This window comes from Spirillospora sp. NPDC048911 (assembly GCF_043198015.1).
GTDB lineage: Bacteria > Actinomycetota > Actinomycetes > Streptosporangiales > Streptosporangiaceae > Spirillospora.
In genome coordinates this window covers 480,875-496,163 of sequence record NZ_JBICUD010000004.1, presented here as the reverse complement: position 1 = coordinate 496,163, position 15,289 = coordinate 480,875, and the positions used below count along the sequence as shown (strand labels likewise).

General features: G+C 70.0%; 18 protein-coding genes and 2 pseudogenes. 12 read left to right on the top strand and 8 right to left on the bottom strand.

Annotated features, from left to right (window positions below):
* Window positions 1-348: 348 nt before the first annotated feature.
* The 4 genes from ACGFNU_RS20545 to ACGFNU_RS20530 all read right to left on the bottom strand — a co-directional run bounded on the left by ACGFNU_RS20545 (window position 349) and on the right by ACGFNU_RS20530 (window position 4,413).
* Window positions 349-1,770, bottom strand: a complete 1,422-nt coding sequence (locus ACGFNU_RS20545) for a hypothetical protein (protein WP_392595737.1) — start codon at window positions 1,768-1,770, stop codon at window positions 349-351.
* 277 nt (window positions 1,771-2,047) lie between these two features.
* The gene (locus ACGFNU_RS20540) at window positions 2,048-2,419 is read right to left on the bottom strand and encodes a DUF6596 domain-containing protein (protein WP_392595735.1); all 372 of its coding nucleotides are present in this window, start codon (window positions 2,417-2,419) and stop codon (window positions 2,048-2,050) included.
* Window positions 2,420-3,033: 614 nt separating this feature from the next.
* A complete protein-coding gene (locus tag ACGFNU_RS20535) occupies window positions 3,034-3,339 on the bottom strand; it encodes a hypothetical protein (protein WP_392595734.1) in 306 nt (101 codons plus the stop codon).
* A gap of 81 nt (window positions 3,340-3,420) precedes the next feature.
* The gene (locus tag ACGFNU_RS20530) at window positions 3,421-4,413 is read right to left on the bottom strand and encodes a LacI family DNA-binding transcriptional regulator (RefSeq protein ID WP_392595732.1); all 993 of its coding nucleotides are present in this window, start codon (window positions 4,411-4,413) and stop codon (window positions 3,421-3,423) included.
* A gap of 82 nt (window positions 4,414-4,495) precedes the next feature.
* On the opposite strand from ACGFNU_RS20530, the pseudogene ACGFNU_RS20525 reads away from it, so the two are divergent.
* From ACGFNU_RS20525 to ACGFNU_RS20515, 3 genes and pseudogenes are all read left to right on the top strand, one after another.
* Window positions 4,496-4,599 (top strand): annotated as a pseudogene (locus ACGFNU_RS20525) (DNA-binding response regulator); the annotation flags it as partial.
* Between the two features lie 122 nt (window positions 4,600-4,721).
* Complete coding sequence (locus ACGFNU_RS20520; RefSeq protein WP_392595730.1) at window positions 4,722-5,660, top strand: NAD-dependent epimerase/dehydratase family protein; 939 nt, start codon at window positions 4,722-4,724, stop codon at window positions 5,658-5,660.
* A 26-nt stretch (window positions 5,661-5,686) separates the two neighbouring features.
* A pseudogene (locus ACGFNU_RS20515) lies at window positions 5,687-5,920 on the top strand (sigma factor-like helix-turn-helix DNA-binding protein); the annotation flags it as partial.
* 47 nt (window positions 5,921-5,967) lie between these two features.
* Here ACGFNU_RS20515 and ACGFNU_RS20510 read toward each other — a convergent pair.
* On the bottom strand, window positions 5,968-6,657 hold the full coding sequence (locus tag ACGFNU_RS20510) for a haloacid dehalogenase type II (RefSeq protein WP_392595728.1): 690 nt from the start codon (window positions 6,655-6,657) through the stop codon (window positions 5,968-5,970).
* A gap of 114 nt (window positions 6,658-6,771) precedes the next feature.
* Between ACGFNU_RS20510 and ACGFNU_RS20505 the strand changes: the two genes are divergently transcribed.
* The 3 genes from ACGFNU_RS20505 to ACGFNU_RS20495 are packed head-to-tail and all read left to right on the top strand — an operon-like array spanning window position 6,772 to window position 8,712.
* A complete protein-coding gene (locus tag ACGFNU_RS20505) occupies window positions 6,772-7,380 on the top strand; it encodes a TetR/AcrR family transcriptional regulator (protein ID WP_392595726.1) in 609 nt (202 codons plus the stop codon).
* Window positions 7,373-8,248, top strand: coding sequence for a crotonase/enoyl-CoA hydratase family protein (locus tag ACGFNU_RS20500; RefSeq protein WP_392595724.1), 876 nt, complete (start codon window positions 7,373-7,375; stop codon window positions 8,246-8,248). Before ACGFNU_RS20505 ends, ACGFNU_RS20500 begins: the two co-directional genes overlap by 8 nt.
* Before the next feature lie 32 nt (window positions 8,249-8,280).
* Window positions 8,281-8,712, top strand: coding sequence for a VOC family protein (locus tag ACGFNU_RS20495; protein ID WP_392595722.1), 432 nt, complete (start codon window positions 8,281-8,283; stop codon window positions 8,710-8,712).
* 27 nt (window positions 8,713-8,739) lie between these two features.
* Here the strand turns inward: ACGFNU_RS20495 and ACGFNU_RS20490 are convergent, their stop codons facing one another.
* Window positions 8,740-9,369, bottom strand: coding sequence for a TetR/AcrR family transcriptional regulator (locus tag ACGFNU_RS20490; protein ID WP_392595720.1), 630 nt, complete (start codon window positions 9,367-9,369; stop codon window positions 8,740-8,742).
* 88 nt (window positions 9,370-9,457) lie between these two features.
* Between ACGFNU_RS20490 and ACGFNU_RS20485 the strand changes: the two genes are divergently transcribed.
* Complete coding sequence (locus ACGFNU_RS20485) at window positions 9,458-10,180, top strand: SDR family NAD(P)-dependent oxidoreductase (protein ID WP_392595718.1); 723 nt, start codon at window positions 9,458-9,460, stop codon at window positions 10,178-10,180.
* 53 nt (window positions 10,181-10,233) lie between these two features.
* On the opposite strand, the gene ACGFNU_RS20480 is transcribed toward ACGFNU_RS20485, so the two are convergent.
* Window positions 10,234-10,797, bottom strand: a complete 564-nt coding sequence (locus ACGFNU_RS20480; protein WP_392595716.1) for a TetR/AcrR family transcriptional regulator — start codon at window positions 10,795-10,797, stop codon at window positions 10,234-10,236.
* A 70-nt stretch (window positions 10,798-10,867) separates the two neighbouring features.
* Between ACGFNU_RS20480 and ACGFNU_RS20475 the strand changes: the two genes are divergently transcribed.
* The 4 genes from ACGFNU_RS20475 to ACGFNU_RS20460 all read left to right on the top strand — a co-directional run bounded on the left by ACGFNU_RS20475 (window position 10,868) and on the right by ACGFNU_RS20460 (window position 13,903).
* The gene (locus ACGFNU_RS20475; protein ID WP_392595714.1) at window positions 10,868-11,362 is read left to right on the top strand and encodes an FBP domain-containing protein; all 495 of its coding nucleotides are present in this window, start codon (window positions 10,868-10,870) and stop codon (window positions 11,360-11,362) included.
* Between the two features lie 105 nt (window positions 11,363-11,467).
* Window positions 11,468-12,073, top strand: a complete 606-nt coding sequence (locus ACGFNU_RS20470) for a dihydrofolate reductase family protein (RefSeq protein WP_392595712.1) — start codon at window positions 11,468-11,470, stop codon at window positions 12,071-12,073.
* A 66-nt stretch (window positions 12,074-12,139) separates the two neighbouring features.
* On the top strand, window positions 12,140-12,787 hold the full coding sequence (locus ACGFNU_RS20465) for a TetR family transcriptional regulator C-terminal domain-containing protein (protein WP_392595710.1): 648 nt from the start codon (window positions 12,140-12,142) through the stop codon (window positions 12,785-12,787).
* A gap of 27 nt (window positions 12,788-12,814) precedes the next feature.
* The gene (locus ACGFNU_RS20460) at window positions 12,815-13,903 is read left to right on the top strand and encodes a tyrosine-type recombinase/integrase (RefSeq protein ID WP_392595708.1); all 1,089 of its coding nucleotides are present in this window, start codon (window positions 12,815-12,817) and stop codon (window positions 13,901-13,903) included.
* A 7-nt stretch (window positions 13,904-13,910) separates the two neighbouring features.
* Here the strand turns inward: ACGFNU_RS20460 and ACGFNU_RS20455 are convergent, their stop codons facing one another.
* Window positions 13,911-14,321, bottom strand: a complete 411-nt coding sequence (locus tag ACGFNU_RS20455; protein ID WP_392595706.1) for a winged helix-turn-helix transcriptional regulator — start codon at window positions 14,319-14,321, stop codon at window positions 13,911-13,913.
* Between the two features lie 107 nt (window positions 14,322-14,428).
* On the opposite strand from ACGFNU_RS20455, the gene ACGFNU_RS20450 reads away from it, so the two are divergent.
* The gene (locus ACGFNU_RS20450; protein WP_392595704.1) at window positions 14,429-15,262 is read left to right on the top strand and encodes an NAD(P)H-binding protein; all 834 of its coding nucleotides are present in this window, start codon (window positions 14,429-14,431) and stop codon (window positions 15,260-15,262) included.
* Window positions 15,263-15,289 lie beyond the last annotated feature (27 nt).

Here is a 15,289-nt window from a genome sequence, read left to right as displayed (position 1 = left end):
AATCGCCGACTCCCGACAAGGATGAGCCTGCTGTTCATACTCGACTTGACCGGCATCTAGTCGTCCAGCCGGTTCACCGCGCGCCGAAGCCGGCGCGGCCCCAACCTTCGACACTGGGCCGTCGCATTCTGGATCGACCAGGGGAGATCAGCCGCCGAAACAGCACCGACATCGCCACACCTCCGTGGTTACTACACCCACGTCTCAGCCGACGCACTCACCATTGCCGTGGCAGCGAACGTTTGCCCGGTTCGGGGGTTGCGTCGCCCGCGTAGCATCACGGCCTCGGGAAACGCAGCCGGGGCCACCCGACCGACCGTGCACCGAAAGACTCGCTGTAGAAGACCGTCAGGTGCTACTGCCGCGACCTCCGAGCCGCTGTTGCAGCTCCGCTGCCACTGCACGTTCCCGCTGGGCTGACGCTTCTTCCCGAGCCGCGTCACGCTCCCGGGCGAGCTCGGCGTTGCGGGTCTGCTCCGCGCGCAATTCAAGCCGAACGTCAGCGACCTCGCCTCGAAGCCGCTCAAGCAGAGCACGCATCTCAGTGCTTTCCTCCCTGGCCGCTTCCACCCGTGCGACGGCATGCTGCCTCGCCTGCTCGGCCTCCGCCCTGGCGGCGTCGCGTTCGCTGGCGCGCTCCTCGGCGGTGCGCATGCGCGCCTCGGCCCGTCCCCGCGACTCTTCGGCAGCCTGCGCCCTCGCCTCGGCCATGGCCCGCACCCGCTCGGCCTCACCCGCCGCCTCCCGAGCCCTTTCCGCGCCGGTGCGCAGGTTGCTCGCCTCCCTGACCGCAGCCGCTTCCCCCTGCCTAGCTTCCCGCGCGTCCGCACGCGCACTTTCCAGTTCCCCGCGCGCTTTGTCCGCCGCCGCCTCTGCCAACCGCGCGTCCGCACGCACGCTTTCAAGTTCAGCGCGAGCCTGATCCACCGCCCTGACCGCGGCCGCCTCGGCTTGCCTCGCCTCCCGGACGTCCGCCCGCACACTCTCGAGCTCGGACCGCGCCTCGCCTGCCGCCTCAACCGCCGCCATCTCGGCTCGTCGCGCTTCGCTGATGTCCACCCGCACACTCTCAAGTTCAGCCTGCGCTTGGCCTGCCGCCTCAAGCGCGGCCGCCTCAGCCCGCCGCGCCGAGCCCAGGTCCGTACGCACGCTTTCAAGTTCAGCGCGAGCCTGATCCGCCGCTTTCAGCGCGGCAGTTTCGGCTCGTCGCGCTTCGCTGAGGTCGGCACGCAGGCTTTCCAGTTCGGCCCGCGCCTTGCTCGTTTCCTCGGCCGCGGCCGCTTCGGCTCGCCGGGCCTTCCAGGCGTCCGCACGCGCGCTCTCCAACTCGGCGCGCAGTGCCGTGGCCTCGTCACGGACCCGGGCCGCCTCGGTCCGCGCCTCGCGTACGAGGCGGTCGGCTTCCTCTCGCACCGCCGCTATCGCGCGTTCCGCCTCGGTCTTGGTGGTCGCCAGCTCGGCATCTGCTTCGGCGCGCGCCTGCTCCGCCTCCTCGCGCTGCTTTTCGGCCTGCTGAGCGCGTTGCCTCGCCGTCCGTGCTTGTTCCTTGGCCTTCTCGGCATCCTTCTCCGCTCGTTCCGCCCGTTCGGCGGTCTCCTCACGTGCGGCGAGGGCCGCCGCGACCTGCGCCTGCGACTCGGCGCGGACGGCGGTGATCTGAGCCTCGACACCGCGCGGAGAGAACTCGGCGTCCAGCGCCTGGGCCAGGGGAGCGAGGGCGGCAGTCAACCCCTGCTCCATCCGTTCGTAGAGATCCTCGGCCCGTGCCAACGCGCCCTCCAGCCCCGGAGTGGCCCGTCTTAGCTCACGCTCGCGCTTGGCCCGCGCCTGGCAGTCGCTCTGCAAGCAGTATTCCCGCGGCCGTCCACGTCCTGTGCGCTGGGGCACGGCCTGCCCGCAATACCGGCAAGGCCGCTCGCCGACCGGGGTCTCAGTCTCAACTTCACTCACACTGGCCAGCCTATATTTTTCGGATTTCTATTTCCGGAAAATAACAAGGTTCAGAAAACGTGGCGCTCTAACTTACGACAATGTTCGTTTGCAGAAGTTAGATGATGGCGACGCCGCCGGCGCGGGGCAGCGGCGATGACGATCCCGGGGCGCCGACCGCTCGCGGCCCGCGCCGGAGGCCGTCCGCAACCACGGCGCGCTGGGGGACCCGGACGCGTCCGGGCTGGACGAGGAGGCCAACGGAGGGCCAGCCGCTGGGGTTGCGGAGAAGCAACCTCTCCATGGTCCCGGCGACCTCGCCGTCGCGGGGCAGCAGGGTGAGGACAGCGCGGGTGAGGCGGATGGCTTCCCTGGCGAGGTCGGCGCGGTGCAGAGCCTGAACTCGCGGCGTGTACCCCTCGTTGAAGATCAGGTAGAGAGCGTGCAGGACGGAACGCAGCCGTTCGTCCCACTCGTTCTCCGGCGGCACCCGGAAGTGAGCGCCAGACGCCTTGCCAGCGCTGCGGTGAGCGCGCCGTGCTCAGCCAACTCACCACAGGGTTCGCCCCATAAGGAGAGCTAGAGCACTTCAGATCGCGACCGCATTCCAGCGAGGCCACGATCAACCCCTCGGTCGGTCATATCTCACCCCGTCTGCTGTGCGGATACGGGCGCCGTCCGCTCAACAGCCGAGGGAGGCGGACGGTGGCCGAGTGGCAGCGCTGAACTCAGGCAACTCAGTACAGCGCTCACCATTAGCCCACCGAGAGCACTTCTACGCGGCAATGGGACAATGGCCTGCGTCATCCAACGATGCTGAATGGCGTCCATCCCTCACGAACCCTGGTTGCGGAACAGCATGTATTGGGAACGAGGGTGCTACCCCGTCCACCCAATCACCGAGATGGCAGATCCGCAAGGCGGTGGAGATCTAGGTCGCGTTCAGGTGCGGCTGGTGTGCCCGGTCGATCCACTGTAGTGCGCAAATATTAGGCCGCAAGGCGCCCCGGCCATGGATCAGGTCCACAAGCTTATGCACGTGGGGCCCGCAAACAAGGAGTCAGCTTTATCAGTGCTGCGGTCGCACGTGGTGGTCCAGCTTCTTTAGGGTGTCGACCATGTGATATCGGAGGGCAACTTTGATTCAGCGGCCGCCTTCGCATCCTCGATGGTCAAGTTCCCGCCTGAGTCCGGCCAGAACGTTCCATCGCGATGAATGCCATGGAAGGATACGTAATAGATGTTTCCCTCATCGTTGAGCCTCGGCTGCTCGTCGGGCTCGAGATGACCATCTTCTTTTGCGATCTCGTACCAGAAATCGTAGTTGAGACGAACGATGAAGACGGGCTTCTGAACAGAGGCGGCGTATTCCCATGTGCCCGTGGCGACCACGTCATTCTGGAAATTCATAAACTCAGCACCTCCTATCCGACCGTGATTCTGGTCCCTCTCATTGAAAGATCGCCAGCAATCATTGGCGACCGGGCCGCGTCAGGCTGATGCGCGGATGACCAGGTTGGTTTCGCAGATGACCTGTCCGTTGGCCGTCGATGTGCCGTGGATCCGGGTGAGCAGCATCTCCACCATCTGGCGGCCCATGCTTTCGGTGGGCTGGTGGACGGTGGTGAGCGCCGGGTCCGCGCGGCGAGCTATGGGTGAGTCTTCGAAGCCGATGACGGCGACGTCGTCCGGGACGCGTCGTCCATGCCGTTGGAGTACGTGCAGAGCGCCGACGGCCATGTTGTCGGACGCGGCGAACACCGCGTCCAGCGATGGCTCGCGTTCGAGTAGTTCCTGCATGGCGGTGGCGCCGCCGGTCTCGCTGAAGTCGCCGCGGGCCACCAGTTCCGGGCCGCCGGAGAGGGCCTGCCTGTATCCGTCGAGCCGGTCGATGCCCACGGCAGTGTCAGGAAGGCCGGCGATGGTGGCGATGCGTTTGCGGTCCTGGCCGATCAGATATTCGGTGGCCCGCCGGGCTCCGCCCTTGTTGTCGGCATCGACGTAGCTGGCCGGGTTGGCTGGACGGCCGCCCAGCACGGTCGGTATGCCGCCGGCCGCCAGCAGGCCTGGAAGAGGGTCTCTGTGGAGCAGCGAGATCAGCATGACGCCGTCCACGCGTTGCGTGCGCAGATCATCTGCCAGGCGTGCGCGGTCGGCGGGCGAGTGTGTGAAGGTCAGCATCAGCTGGAGCCCGGCCGCGCTGGACGCCGAGCTGATGCCGCGCAGGATCTCACCGAAGTACGGCTGCTCGAACGGCCGCGCCTGTTCCTCCGACAGCACCAGGGCGACCACACCTGTGCGCCGGGCGGCCAGCGTGCGGCCTGCGTGATTGGGCACGTAGCCGAGCTCGTCGATTGCCTTCATGACCGCTGCCCGGGTCTGCGGGCTCACCCTGGCGGAGCCGTTGATCACACGCGACACGGTGCCGCGGCTCACCTTCGCCCGGACGGCGACCTCCTCCAACGTGGGACGTCGCGCTGACATGGCCCTCCTTCGGGTCGCCACACCCCCACAGTCTCGCAGGCGCCGGTCACGCGCGAAGATCGAGCCGCAGGACGGGACATCGCTTCACCTGGACGAAGGCACCGTGCGCAACTACCTCTCCAAAGCCATGCAGAAGACGCGGACCCGCCACGAGGCAGATATGCACGCGAACACGACTGGCTGTAGGCAGGCGCCGCCTGCTTGAGCGCGCCGCCGGATGATCTTTCTCCGGTGGCTTTCCGCTCGCATGTCACAGATCGCCGAGCCGTCCCGTCTCAGGTGCGAGACAGGTTCTGATCAGGAGGGTGATGACCATGCGGGTGTTCGTGGCAGGCGGGACCGGGGTGCTGGGACGGCGGCTGGTGCCGCAGCTGGTCGCGCGGGGACACCACGTGACAGCCACGACGACCAGCGCGGCCAAGCTCGGCCTGCTGGCCGAGCTCGGCGCGGACGGCGTGGTGATGAACGGGCTGGACGCGGTGTCGGTCGGCGAGACGGTGGCCCGGGCCCGTCCGGAGGCGATCGTGCACCAGATGACCGCCATCTCGGTTGCGCATGCCGGCAAGCCCGACATGAAGCACGCGGATCGGTGGTTCGCCGGCACCAACCGGCTGCGGACCGAGGGGACCGACCATCTGCTGGCCGCCGCCGAGGCGACCGGCGTGACCAACTTCGTGGCGCAGAGCTACGCGTCCTGGAACGGCATCCGGGAGGGCGGCCGGGTGAAGACCGAGCAGGACCCGCTGGACCCGATGACGGGCACGGCGGCGGAGCCCGGGATGGCGGCGCTCGCCCACGTCGAGGACGCGGTCGGCAAAGCCGGCGGCGCGGTCCTGCGATACGGGTGGTTCTACGGGCCGGGCGCCACCGAGGATCTGGTCGAGCCCGTCCGCAAGCGCCAGTTCCCGGTCGTCGGGGGCGGCGCCGGCCACTGCTCGTGGGTGCACCTGGACGACGCCGCGAGCGCGACCGTGCTTGCGGTGGAGCAGCAGGCGCGGGGCGTGTTCGACATCGTCGACGACGAACCGGCCCCGGCGAGTGAGTGGCTGCCCTATCTGGCGGAGTGCGCGGGCGCCAAGCGGCCGATGCGGGTTCCCGCATGGCTGGCCCGGCCGCTGGCGGGGCAGGTGGCGGTGGTGATGATGACCGAGGGGCGTGGCTTCTCCAACGCCAAGGCCAAGACCGAGCTCGGCTGGGAGTTGCGGTACCCGTCGTGGCGGCAGGGCTTCAAGGAGGAGCTGGCGTGACCCGCACCGAGGAGTTCCAGCCCTCCTACGACCCGCGAGGTTCGGCGGAACTGACCGACTTGGTGTCGATGGCGGCCCTGCTGCGGCTCGAACGGCTCAGCCCCTTGGAACGCGCGGTCTTCGTACTGCGGGAGGTGTTCGCGTTCGGCTACCCCGAGGTCGCCTCGGCCGTGGGCCGGCCGGAGGCGGCGTGCCGGCAGCTCGTGGTGCGGGCGCGCCGCCACATGAACGCGGGCCGGCCCCGGTTCGAGGCCGACCGCGACGCGGACGAGATCCGCCGGGCCGCGGACTGACCAGGCGGCCTGCCTCAGGTGTTCTCGGTCAGGGCGAGCAGTTGTGCGTGCAGGTCCTGGAGGCTGGTGGCATGAAGGTCGAACGCGTCGTCCGGACCGGGCGTGTCGCCGTGGGGGCGGGGCACGTACGCGGTCCGCATGCCCACGGCCGCGGCCGCTCGCAGATCCCAGGCGTGAGCGGCCACCATGAACGGCGGGCCTGAGCCGGCGGGCACGCTCGCCATCGCCAGCTCGTAGATTCCCGGAGCCGGTTTGTAGGTGCCCGCGTCCTCGGCGGACAGCACCTGGTGCCACCGCAGCCCGGACCTGCCGCTGAGCCCGGTCAGGACGCGGCGGCTCGCGTTCGACAGGCCGAGCACCGTGAGGTCGGCCGCCAAGAGGTCGAGGCCGCCGACGGTGTCCGGCCACGGCCGCAACCACTCGGACGCGTCGGCGAGCCCGGCCAGGGAAGCGGCAGGCAGCAGCCCTTCGCCGACCAGCCGGCGCAGGGCCTCGGCATCCAGCTCATGGCTGGACGCGAACGCGCGCTCACCCTTGTTGATCGCGCGTTCCTGCGCCGAGACGTGCTCGAACCAGTGGCGCACGACGTCCGCCGCGGCGCCGGCCTCGATCCCGGCCACCGCGCACACGCGTTCTTCCAGGCTGCCGGCCTGATCCACCAATGTGCCCAGAACGTCGAAGACCACAGCCGTCCTTCGCTTCATGATCACATCGTAGCCGGGCCCGGCCTCTCGGCGATCGTTCGGCACCCCTTCACAGTCAGTGTTGACTGTGAGATGCTCCCCTTCACAGTCAGGCTTGACGGTGAAAGGGCGGGGATGACCAAGCGGGACGTCCAGCGGGAGGCGACGCGGCAGCGCCTCGTCGACGCCGCGGTGGAGTCGCTGATCCAGGAGGGGTACGCGGCGAGCACCACGCTGGCGGTGCAACGGCGGGCAGGGGTGAGCCGCGGGGCGTTGCTGCATCACTTCCCCTCGCGCGAGGACCTGTTCGGGGCCGCGATCGCTCAGCTGGTCGAACGCAACGAGCAGGCCGTCCGGCGAGAGCTGGCCGGGGCGCCCGCCAACGGAGATCCCGTCGCCCGGGGTCTTCAGGTGCTCCGGGTCGCCTTCGCCAGCCCGTCCTTCGCCGCCGAGCTGGAGCTGTGGGCGGCGGCCCGGACCAGCAAGGAGCTGCGTGCGGTGCTGCGCCGCGCGGAGGGCGCCGCCCGGCGGGACCTGTACCGGGTCATCGGCGAGGTGCTCGGGCCCGAGGTGACCGCCTCGCCCGCCTATCCGATGGTCGCCGATCTCACCGTCCAGTTGCTGCGCGGTATGGCCATTTCAGCCGTCCTCTACCGCGAGGCCGCCGAGCTGGAACCGCTGCTGGAGCAATGGGCGACCGTCATCCGGACGATCCTCGCCCGGAAGGAGACCGCCGATGAATGACGCGCAGCCCGAGACCGTGACCTACGAGGTCAGGGACCGCAAGGCCTACCTGACGCTCAACCGGCCCGATCGGCTCAACGCGATCGATCACCGGCTGGCGCGGGAACTGCCGCTGGCCGTCGAACGCGCCAACGAGGATCCGGACGTCCACGTCATCGTGCTGCGGGGCGCCGGACGGGCGTTCTGCTCGGGATACGACCTCAAGGAGTACGCGGAGGCGGGCGTCGACCACCAGGGCCCCGTCTGGGATCCGATCAAGGACTACCGCATGATGAAGCGCAACACCGATGACTACTTCTCCCTCTGGCGGTCGCTGAAGCCGACGATCGCCAGGGTGCACGGGTACGCGGTGGCCGGCGGCAGCGACATCGCGCTGTCCTGCGACCAGGTGATCATGGCGGACGACGCGCGGATCGGGTACATGCCGTCGCGGGTGTGGGGGTGCCCGACGACGGCGATGTGGGTCTACCGGCTCGGCGCCGAGCGCGCCAAGCGGATGTTGTTCACCGGCGACACCATCGACGGGCGGCAGGCCGCCGAATGGGGGCTGGTGCTGGAGTCGGCTCCGGCGGACGAGCTCGACGCCCGCGTGGAGGCGCTGGCCGACCGCATCGCCGGCGTGCCGGTCAACCAGCTCGTCATGCAGAAGCTGATGATCAACCAGGCGTACGACAACATGGGCCTGCACGGCACGCAGATCCTGGCCACCCTGTTCGACGGCATCACCCGGCACTCGCCGGAGGGCCGCTGGTTCCAGGAGTTCGCCGCCACGCACGGTTTTCACGAGGCGGTGAAGTGGCGCGACTCCGGCCGCTGGATCCCCGAGGGAGGCGGCCCGGTCCCCACCGAGAGCGACCTGCGAGGCTGAGGTCATCCAGCCTTTAGGGAAGGACGCAGATCATGACCAATGCCGACTCCGCGATCCCTCGGTTCCACCTGGCGACGCCCGTCGACGACCTGGACGCCGCACGGCACTTCTACGGCGAGGTCCTGGGCCTTGACCAGGGCCGGAGCGCCGACACCTGGGTCGACTGGAACCTGCACGGCCACCAGTTCGTCACCCACCTCGCGCCGGCCCGAGCCCAGCGCATCCACAATCCGGTCGACGGCCATGACGTTCCCGTCCCGCACTTCGGCCTCATCCTGACCATCCCCGACTTCCACGAACTCGCCGCCCGCCTGCGCGCGGCCGACACCACGTTCGTCATCGAGCCCTACGTGCGCTTCGAGGGCGAACCCGGCGAGCAGTGGACGATGTTCCTGCTCGACCCGGCGGGCAACGCCCTGGAGTTCAAGGCGTTCGCCGACGACTCCCAGGTCTTCGCCACCTGATCGGCGACCAGGCCGTCCACCTGGACGTCAGCACTCGCGCATGATGGTCGCCAGCTCGTCGGGGCTCAGCGGCGGCTCCGGCAGCGGGTGCGCCGCCGTGGCGCGAAGACCGTCGAGCATGAGGGCCAGGTGGCGGCGCCACGCCTGCGGCCTGCTGCCGGCGGTGGCCTCGACGGTGCGGGCGGTGCCCCAGGTCACGAAGGCCATGTCCTCGAGGGTGACGTCGTCGCGCAGGGCGCCGGACTCGCGCGCCCGCTCGATGATCTGCTTCATCAGCGTGTATCCACGCTGGAAGTCGCCGGTCGGGGGCGCCTGCGGGACGCGGCGGGAGACGAGGTCGTTGTAGCCGCGATCGGCGGCCTGCAGCTCGCAGACCCGTTCCAGGAAATGGACCAGGCCCGCCCACGCATCGTCCATCGCCAGGGAGTTCTCGGCGATCCGCACCACCGTGGCCGCGCGGTCGGCGAAGACGGCCTCGACGAGGTCGGCGCGGTCGGGGAAGTGGTTGTACAGCGTGCCGCTGCTCACCCCGGCGGTACGGGCGATCTCGTCGAGGGACACGTCCAGCCCGCGCGCGGCGTACAGCTCCCGGGCCGCCTTGACGAGCAGGTCGCGGTTGCGCTGCGCGTCCCTCCGCAGTGGCTTCGTGCGAGACATGGGGACGATCCTACCTAAGTTGACCATGCTCCCAACTTATGCGTACGCTCCAAGAAGTTGGGACCACAGTCAACTTAAGGAGCCTCCCATGCCCCAGACACTCGCGATCTTCGGCGCCGGGCCCGTCCTCGGGCTGTCCCTCGCGCGGCGCTTCGGACGCGAAGGCTTCCGGGTCGCGCTCGTCGCCCGGACCACCGAGAACCTCGACCGTCTCGTCGCCGAGCTCGCCCGGGACGGCATCGAGGCGGCGGGCTTCACCGGCGACGTCTATGACGGCGCGCAGATCGAGGCCGCCGTCGCGGCCATTACGAAGAGATTCGGCCAGATCGATGTCGTGGAGTTCAGCCCGGGCGGCGGAAACATGGGCGACGGCATCGAGGGGGCGCTGGACGTCGACCCCGCCAACCTGCAGCTGATCCTCGACCGTTTCCTGCTGTCAGGGGTCGCTCTCGTACGGGCCGTCCTGCCCGGCATGGTCGAACGCGGGGACGGCGCGATCCTGTTCACCGCGGGCCAATCCGGCATCCATCCGACGCCGTTCCTCGGCAATATCGGCATGGCACAGGCCGCACTGCGCAACTACTTCTACAACCTCAACGGCGCGCTGGCGGACAAGGGCGTGTACGTCGGCGCCGTGAACGTCGGCGCGCTGATCGAGGGCAGCGTGCCGCACCAGGGCATCATGTCGGCCACCGAGCCGCTCGGGTTCGAGCCGGAGGTGATCCACCCCGACGTGTTCGCCGACGGCTTCTGGGATCTTTACGCCAAGCGCGACCGGGTGGAGGCCCTGGTCGGCAGCTTCGGCCAGTAGCCAGGCCAGTCGCGCAAGAGCAGCAGTCAGGGCCAGTTGCGCAGGACCGGCGGTCAGGGCCAGTTGCGCAAGGCCGCGTCGAGGGCGTCGATGGCCCTCGACCATGAGGCGTCGACGTGGCGCGGGTGGTTGCTGAACGCGCCGGCGGCCTCAAGGCTCACGTAGCCGTGGAACATGCTTCCGAGCAGCCGCACCGCGTCGGTCTCGTCGGGCTCCTCCAGGTCGTAGCCGTGGAGGATCGCCCGGGTCAGCTCGGAGTGCCGGCGCGCGGCGCCTGCCCCCGGCGTCTCCGGGTCGAGCGGGAACCGCGCCGCCGCGTACATGCCCGGGTGTTCCTTCGCGAAGTCCCGGTAGGCGCCCGCGAACGCGGCCAGGGCGTCCTTGCCCGCGCGGCCGGCCAGCGCGGCGGCGGCCCTGTCGGCGAGGTCGGTGAGGGCCCGCACCGCCACCCTCGTTTTGAGATCGTGCAGGTTCTTGACGTGCGAATACAGGCTCGCGTCCTTGACGCCGAACCTGCGAGCCAGTGCCGAGATCGTCACGTTCTCGAAGCCGGCCTCGTCGGCCAGGTCCGCCGCCGCCCGGGTCAGGCGTTCAGCGGTCAGCCCCGCGCGTGCCATGGTGTCGCCTCCCGAACCTAGGGGTCATAAGCATTTGCCTAATACTCCTAGGAAACATACCGTACGAGGTATGAAACCGGCTACTGAGCGCGACATTCGCGCGTCGTTCGTCAACTGCACCAAGGGTGAGGCGAAGCGTCTGGCCGTGCCCAGGGACCTGGACGCCCGCCCCTGGGACGATCTGGACTTTCTCGGATGGCGGGACCCCGCCTCCCCGCAGCGCGCGTACCTGGTCACCGAGTCCGGCGACGGATTCACCGGGGTGGCGCTGCGGCTCGCCACGCCCTACGCGGGGCATGCCCGGCGCAGCATGTGCTCGTTGTGCCTGACCACCCACTCGGGTGGCGGCGTCTCGCTGATGACCGCCGCACGCGCGGGCCGGAACGGGCAGGAGGGCAACTCGGTGGGCGGCTACTTCTGTTCCGACCTGGCGTGCTCGCTCTACCTGCGCGGCAAGAAGCAGGCCGAGCCAGGCGCCCGCCTTGAGGAGTCGCTCACCCTGGAGCAGCAGATCGAGCGGACCACCGCCAACCTCACGGGCTTCCTGCACAAGGTCGTCGGATAACTTCTCCAAGAAATTCTCGGCGACCATGTCGAGACCGTGTCGATGGCTCCGACCAACGGATGAGCGACCCCGGACGGGGAAGCGAAAACCAAGATCACGGTAGGAGTGAGACAGTTGAGCAAGGTCACCTGCGACATGTCGATGTCCCTGGACGGTTTCACCGCGGGCCCCCGCCAGAGCCTGGACCAGCCCTTCGGCGAGGGCGTGGACGACCGGCTGCACCGGTGGATGTTCGAGCAGGCCGAGGTCCACGCCGACGTCATCGAGGCGGGCACGGAGGCGGGCGCCTTCATCATGGGGCGCAACATGTTCGCGCCCGGACGCGGCGAATGGGACCTGGACTGGAACGGCTGGTGGGGCGAAGAGCCGCCCTACCACGCGCCGGTGTTCGTCCTCACCCACCACCCGCGCGAGAGCGTCACGATGAAGGGCGGCACCACCTTCCACTTCGTCACCGACGGGATCGAGTCGGCACTGGCCCGGGCACGGGAGGCGGCGGGGGAGCGCACCGTCTCGATCGCCGGCGGCGCCCACACCGTCAACCAGTACCTGGCGGCCGGGCTGATCGACGAACTGCGGCTGCACATCGCGCCGGTGATCCTCGGCCAGGGCGAACGCCTGCTCAAGGACGTCGGCGACCTCAACCTCGAACCGGTCCACGTCGCGGGCACCGACCTGGTCACGCACGTGACGTACCGGGTGGGCCGCTAGCCCGGCCGTGCGCCGGCGAGGTCGCGGAGTGAACGTACGATCGTCCGTGCGTGCCAGGATGGGCGCATGGGCGATGTGGACCGGCCGCGGACGGACGACGAGCACCCTCCCACCGACGACCAGCGCCTGCTGCGCGGCGCGCGGGCCCGGCAGACCATCGCCCGCCACGCCGTGGACGTGGCGTCGATGGAGGGGCTCACCGGGTTGACCATCGGGCGGCTGGCCACCGACCTCGAGCTCAGCAAGAGCGGGATCGCCACCCTGTTCGGGACGAAGGAGAAGCTGCAGCTGGCCGCCGTCGCGTCGGCGCGGGAGGCGTTCCTCGACGCCGTCGTGCGGCCGGCGATGGACGAGCCCGCGGGCGCCGCCCGGCTCCGGGCGCTGACCGAGCACTGGATCACCTACGCCGAGACGCCGCTCTTCGCGGGCGGCTGCTTCTGGGTGGCCAGCCTCCCTGATTTCGACAGCCGGCCGGGCCGGGTCCGGGACGCGCTGATCCGCCACCACCAGGACTGGCTCGCCCTCATCGCCGGGGAGTTGCGGCAGGCCCTCCACGCGGGCGAGGTGGCGCGGCTGGACGTCGATCTCACGGCCTTCCAGATCGACGCCGTCCTCAGCGCCGCCAACACGGCGCTGCGGCTCGGCGACACCGGCGCCATGGCCAAGGTCCGCCGCGTGGTCGGCGGGTTCCTGGACGGTGACCTGCCGTCCTGACGCCCTCCGCCGGGCTAGGGTCGACGCGTGGATCATGCGAGTGAGGTCGTGCCGGCGGCCACGCCCCTGACGCCCCTGCCCCTGGCGCACGCGGTCCCGGCGCAGGCGCCCGCCTCGCGCAATCCCTACCTGGTGTACGTGGCGTCCCTGGAAAGCCCTCGCTCCCGCCGGACGATGGCCGCGTGCCTCGACCGCATCGCCGCGTTCCTCCTGGAAGCCTCGGGCAGGCAACCAGGCGGGGCCGCGAACGGGGACGCGGACAGAGCCGCGAACGTGGCCGCCGGGCGAGACTTCCCCTGGGCGGCCCTGCGCACCGAGCACACGGCCGCGATCCGCGCGCTCCTCGGACGGCAGGCGACGCGCGAGCCGGACGGCACCGAGCGTCCCTGGTCACCGGCCTACCGCAACCAGCATCTGGCCGCGTTGCGCGGCGTCCTGCGGGCGGCGTGGAGCCTGGGGGAGATGTCCACCGACGACTACCAGCGCGCCAAGGCGGTGAAGAACTTCAAGGGCACCAGGCTGCCGAGCGGCCGCAGCATCCACGTGGCCGAGTTCGCCGCACTGCTGCGGGCCTGCGCGCTCGACCCGTCCCCGGCCGGGCGCCGCGACGCGGCCCTGCTCGCCACGCTCTACACCACCGGCGCGCGGCGCTCGGAGATCGCGGGACTGCGCCGCGAGCACTACGATCCCGGCGAACGCGCGCTCCGCATCGTCGGCAAGGGCGACAAGGAACGGATGGAGTATCTCCACGAGTCGGCCGCCGCGCTGCTGGGCACCTGGCTGTCGCTCGACGACCGGCCGGCCGGCCCGTTGTTCAAGCCCGTGCACAAGTCCGGGGCGCTGCAACATCGTCCGCTCACCGACGCGGCCGTGCGCAACGTCGTGGTCAAGCGGCGGCGCGAGGCGGAGCTGCCGGCGATGACGCCGCACGACTTCCGCCGCACGTTCATCGGCGACCTCCTGGACGAGGGCGTCGACCTGGTCACGGTGCAGCAGCTGGTCGGGCACTCCTCGCCCGCCACCACCGCCCGCTACGACCGCCGTCCCGAACGCCGCCGCCGCAGCGCCGTCGACCGGCTCCACTTCCCCGCGCCGGGGCACGAGCCCACGGCCTGACCGCCGTTCAGCCGGCGTCGTAGGCCTCGCGGGCCCGCTCGACCTTGGGCAGGTTGTCGGCCGCCCAGTCGCCGAGGGTCGCGAACAGCGGCGCCAGGCTCAGGCCCAGCTCGCTGATCTCGTACTCCACGCGCGGCGGGACCTCGGGGTGGTACGTGCGCACGACCAGGCCGTCGCGCTCCAGCTGGCGGAGCCGCTGGGTCAGCACCTTGGGCGTGATCGTGCCGATGCGGCGTTCCAGCTCCACGAACCGCTGCCTGCCGTGCGCGTGGAGCGTCCAGAGGATCGGCGTCGTCCAGCGGCTGAAGACGATGTCGACGACCGGGGCGATCGGGCAGGCGTTCTCCGGGTCGACGGGCGCCTGCGCTTGCGCCTTGGCGCCCTGCGCCTGCATCGGCCGGGTCGCGGTCTTCGCCATGCTGCAGCCTCCGGGGGTAGTCACTATCTCCTAGGTACCTACTATAACCAGGATGTTAGCTTTCCTGCGTCCACCAAAGGACACCAACGGAACCAATAGGAGCTGACATGTTTGTTGTGACCGGAGCGACGGGAAACGTGGGACGGCCGCTGGTGCAAGCGCTCGCAAAGGCCGGTGCTGAAGTGACGGCCGTCTCCCGCCGGGCGGCGGACGCGGACCTGCCCGCGGGCGTGCGCCATGTGCAGGCCGATCTGGCGGACGCGGCGAGCCTCAAGCCCGCGCTCGACGGAGCCGAGGCGGTCTTCCTGCTGATCCCGGACAACGAGGTCGACCTGTACGCCGTTCTCGACGTCGTGAAGGCGGCCGGGGTGCGCCGGATCGTCCTGTTGACCTCTCAGGGCACCGGTACCCGGCCGCGGAGCGCCTCCCACGGTCCGGCGCGCGTCTTCGAGGACGCCGTCCGGGCCTCGGGGCTCGACTGGACGATTCTGCGGCCGAGCGGGTTCGCCTCCAACGCGTTCTGGTGGGCCGAGCCGATCCGGGCGCACCGGACGGTCGTCGCGCCGTTCGCCGACGTGCGCCTGCCGGTCATCGACCCGGCCGACATCGCCGAGGTCGCGGCCGCCGTCCTGCGGGACGAGTCGCACGCCGGCCAGACCTACGTGCTCACCGGGCCCGAGTTGAGCTCGGTGCGCGAGCGGACGCGGGTGATCGCCGACGCGCTCGGCGCGCGGATCGAGTTCGTCGAGCAGAGCCGGGCCGACGCCGCGGCGCAGCTGCGGCAGATCATGCCCGAGGAGATCGCGGAGGGGACCCTCGACATCCTGGGCGAGCCGACGCCCGCCGAGCAGGAGGTGAGCCCGGACGTGGAGAAGGTGCTCGGCCGCCCCGCCCGTACCTTCGCCGCCTGGGCGGAGCGGAACGTCGCGGCCTTCAGATAGGCATCCGGCGAGCAGCGCAAGGCGGGC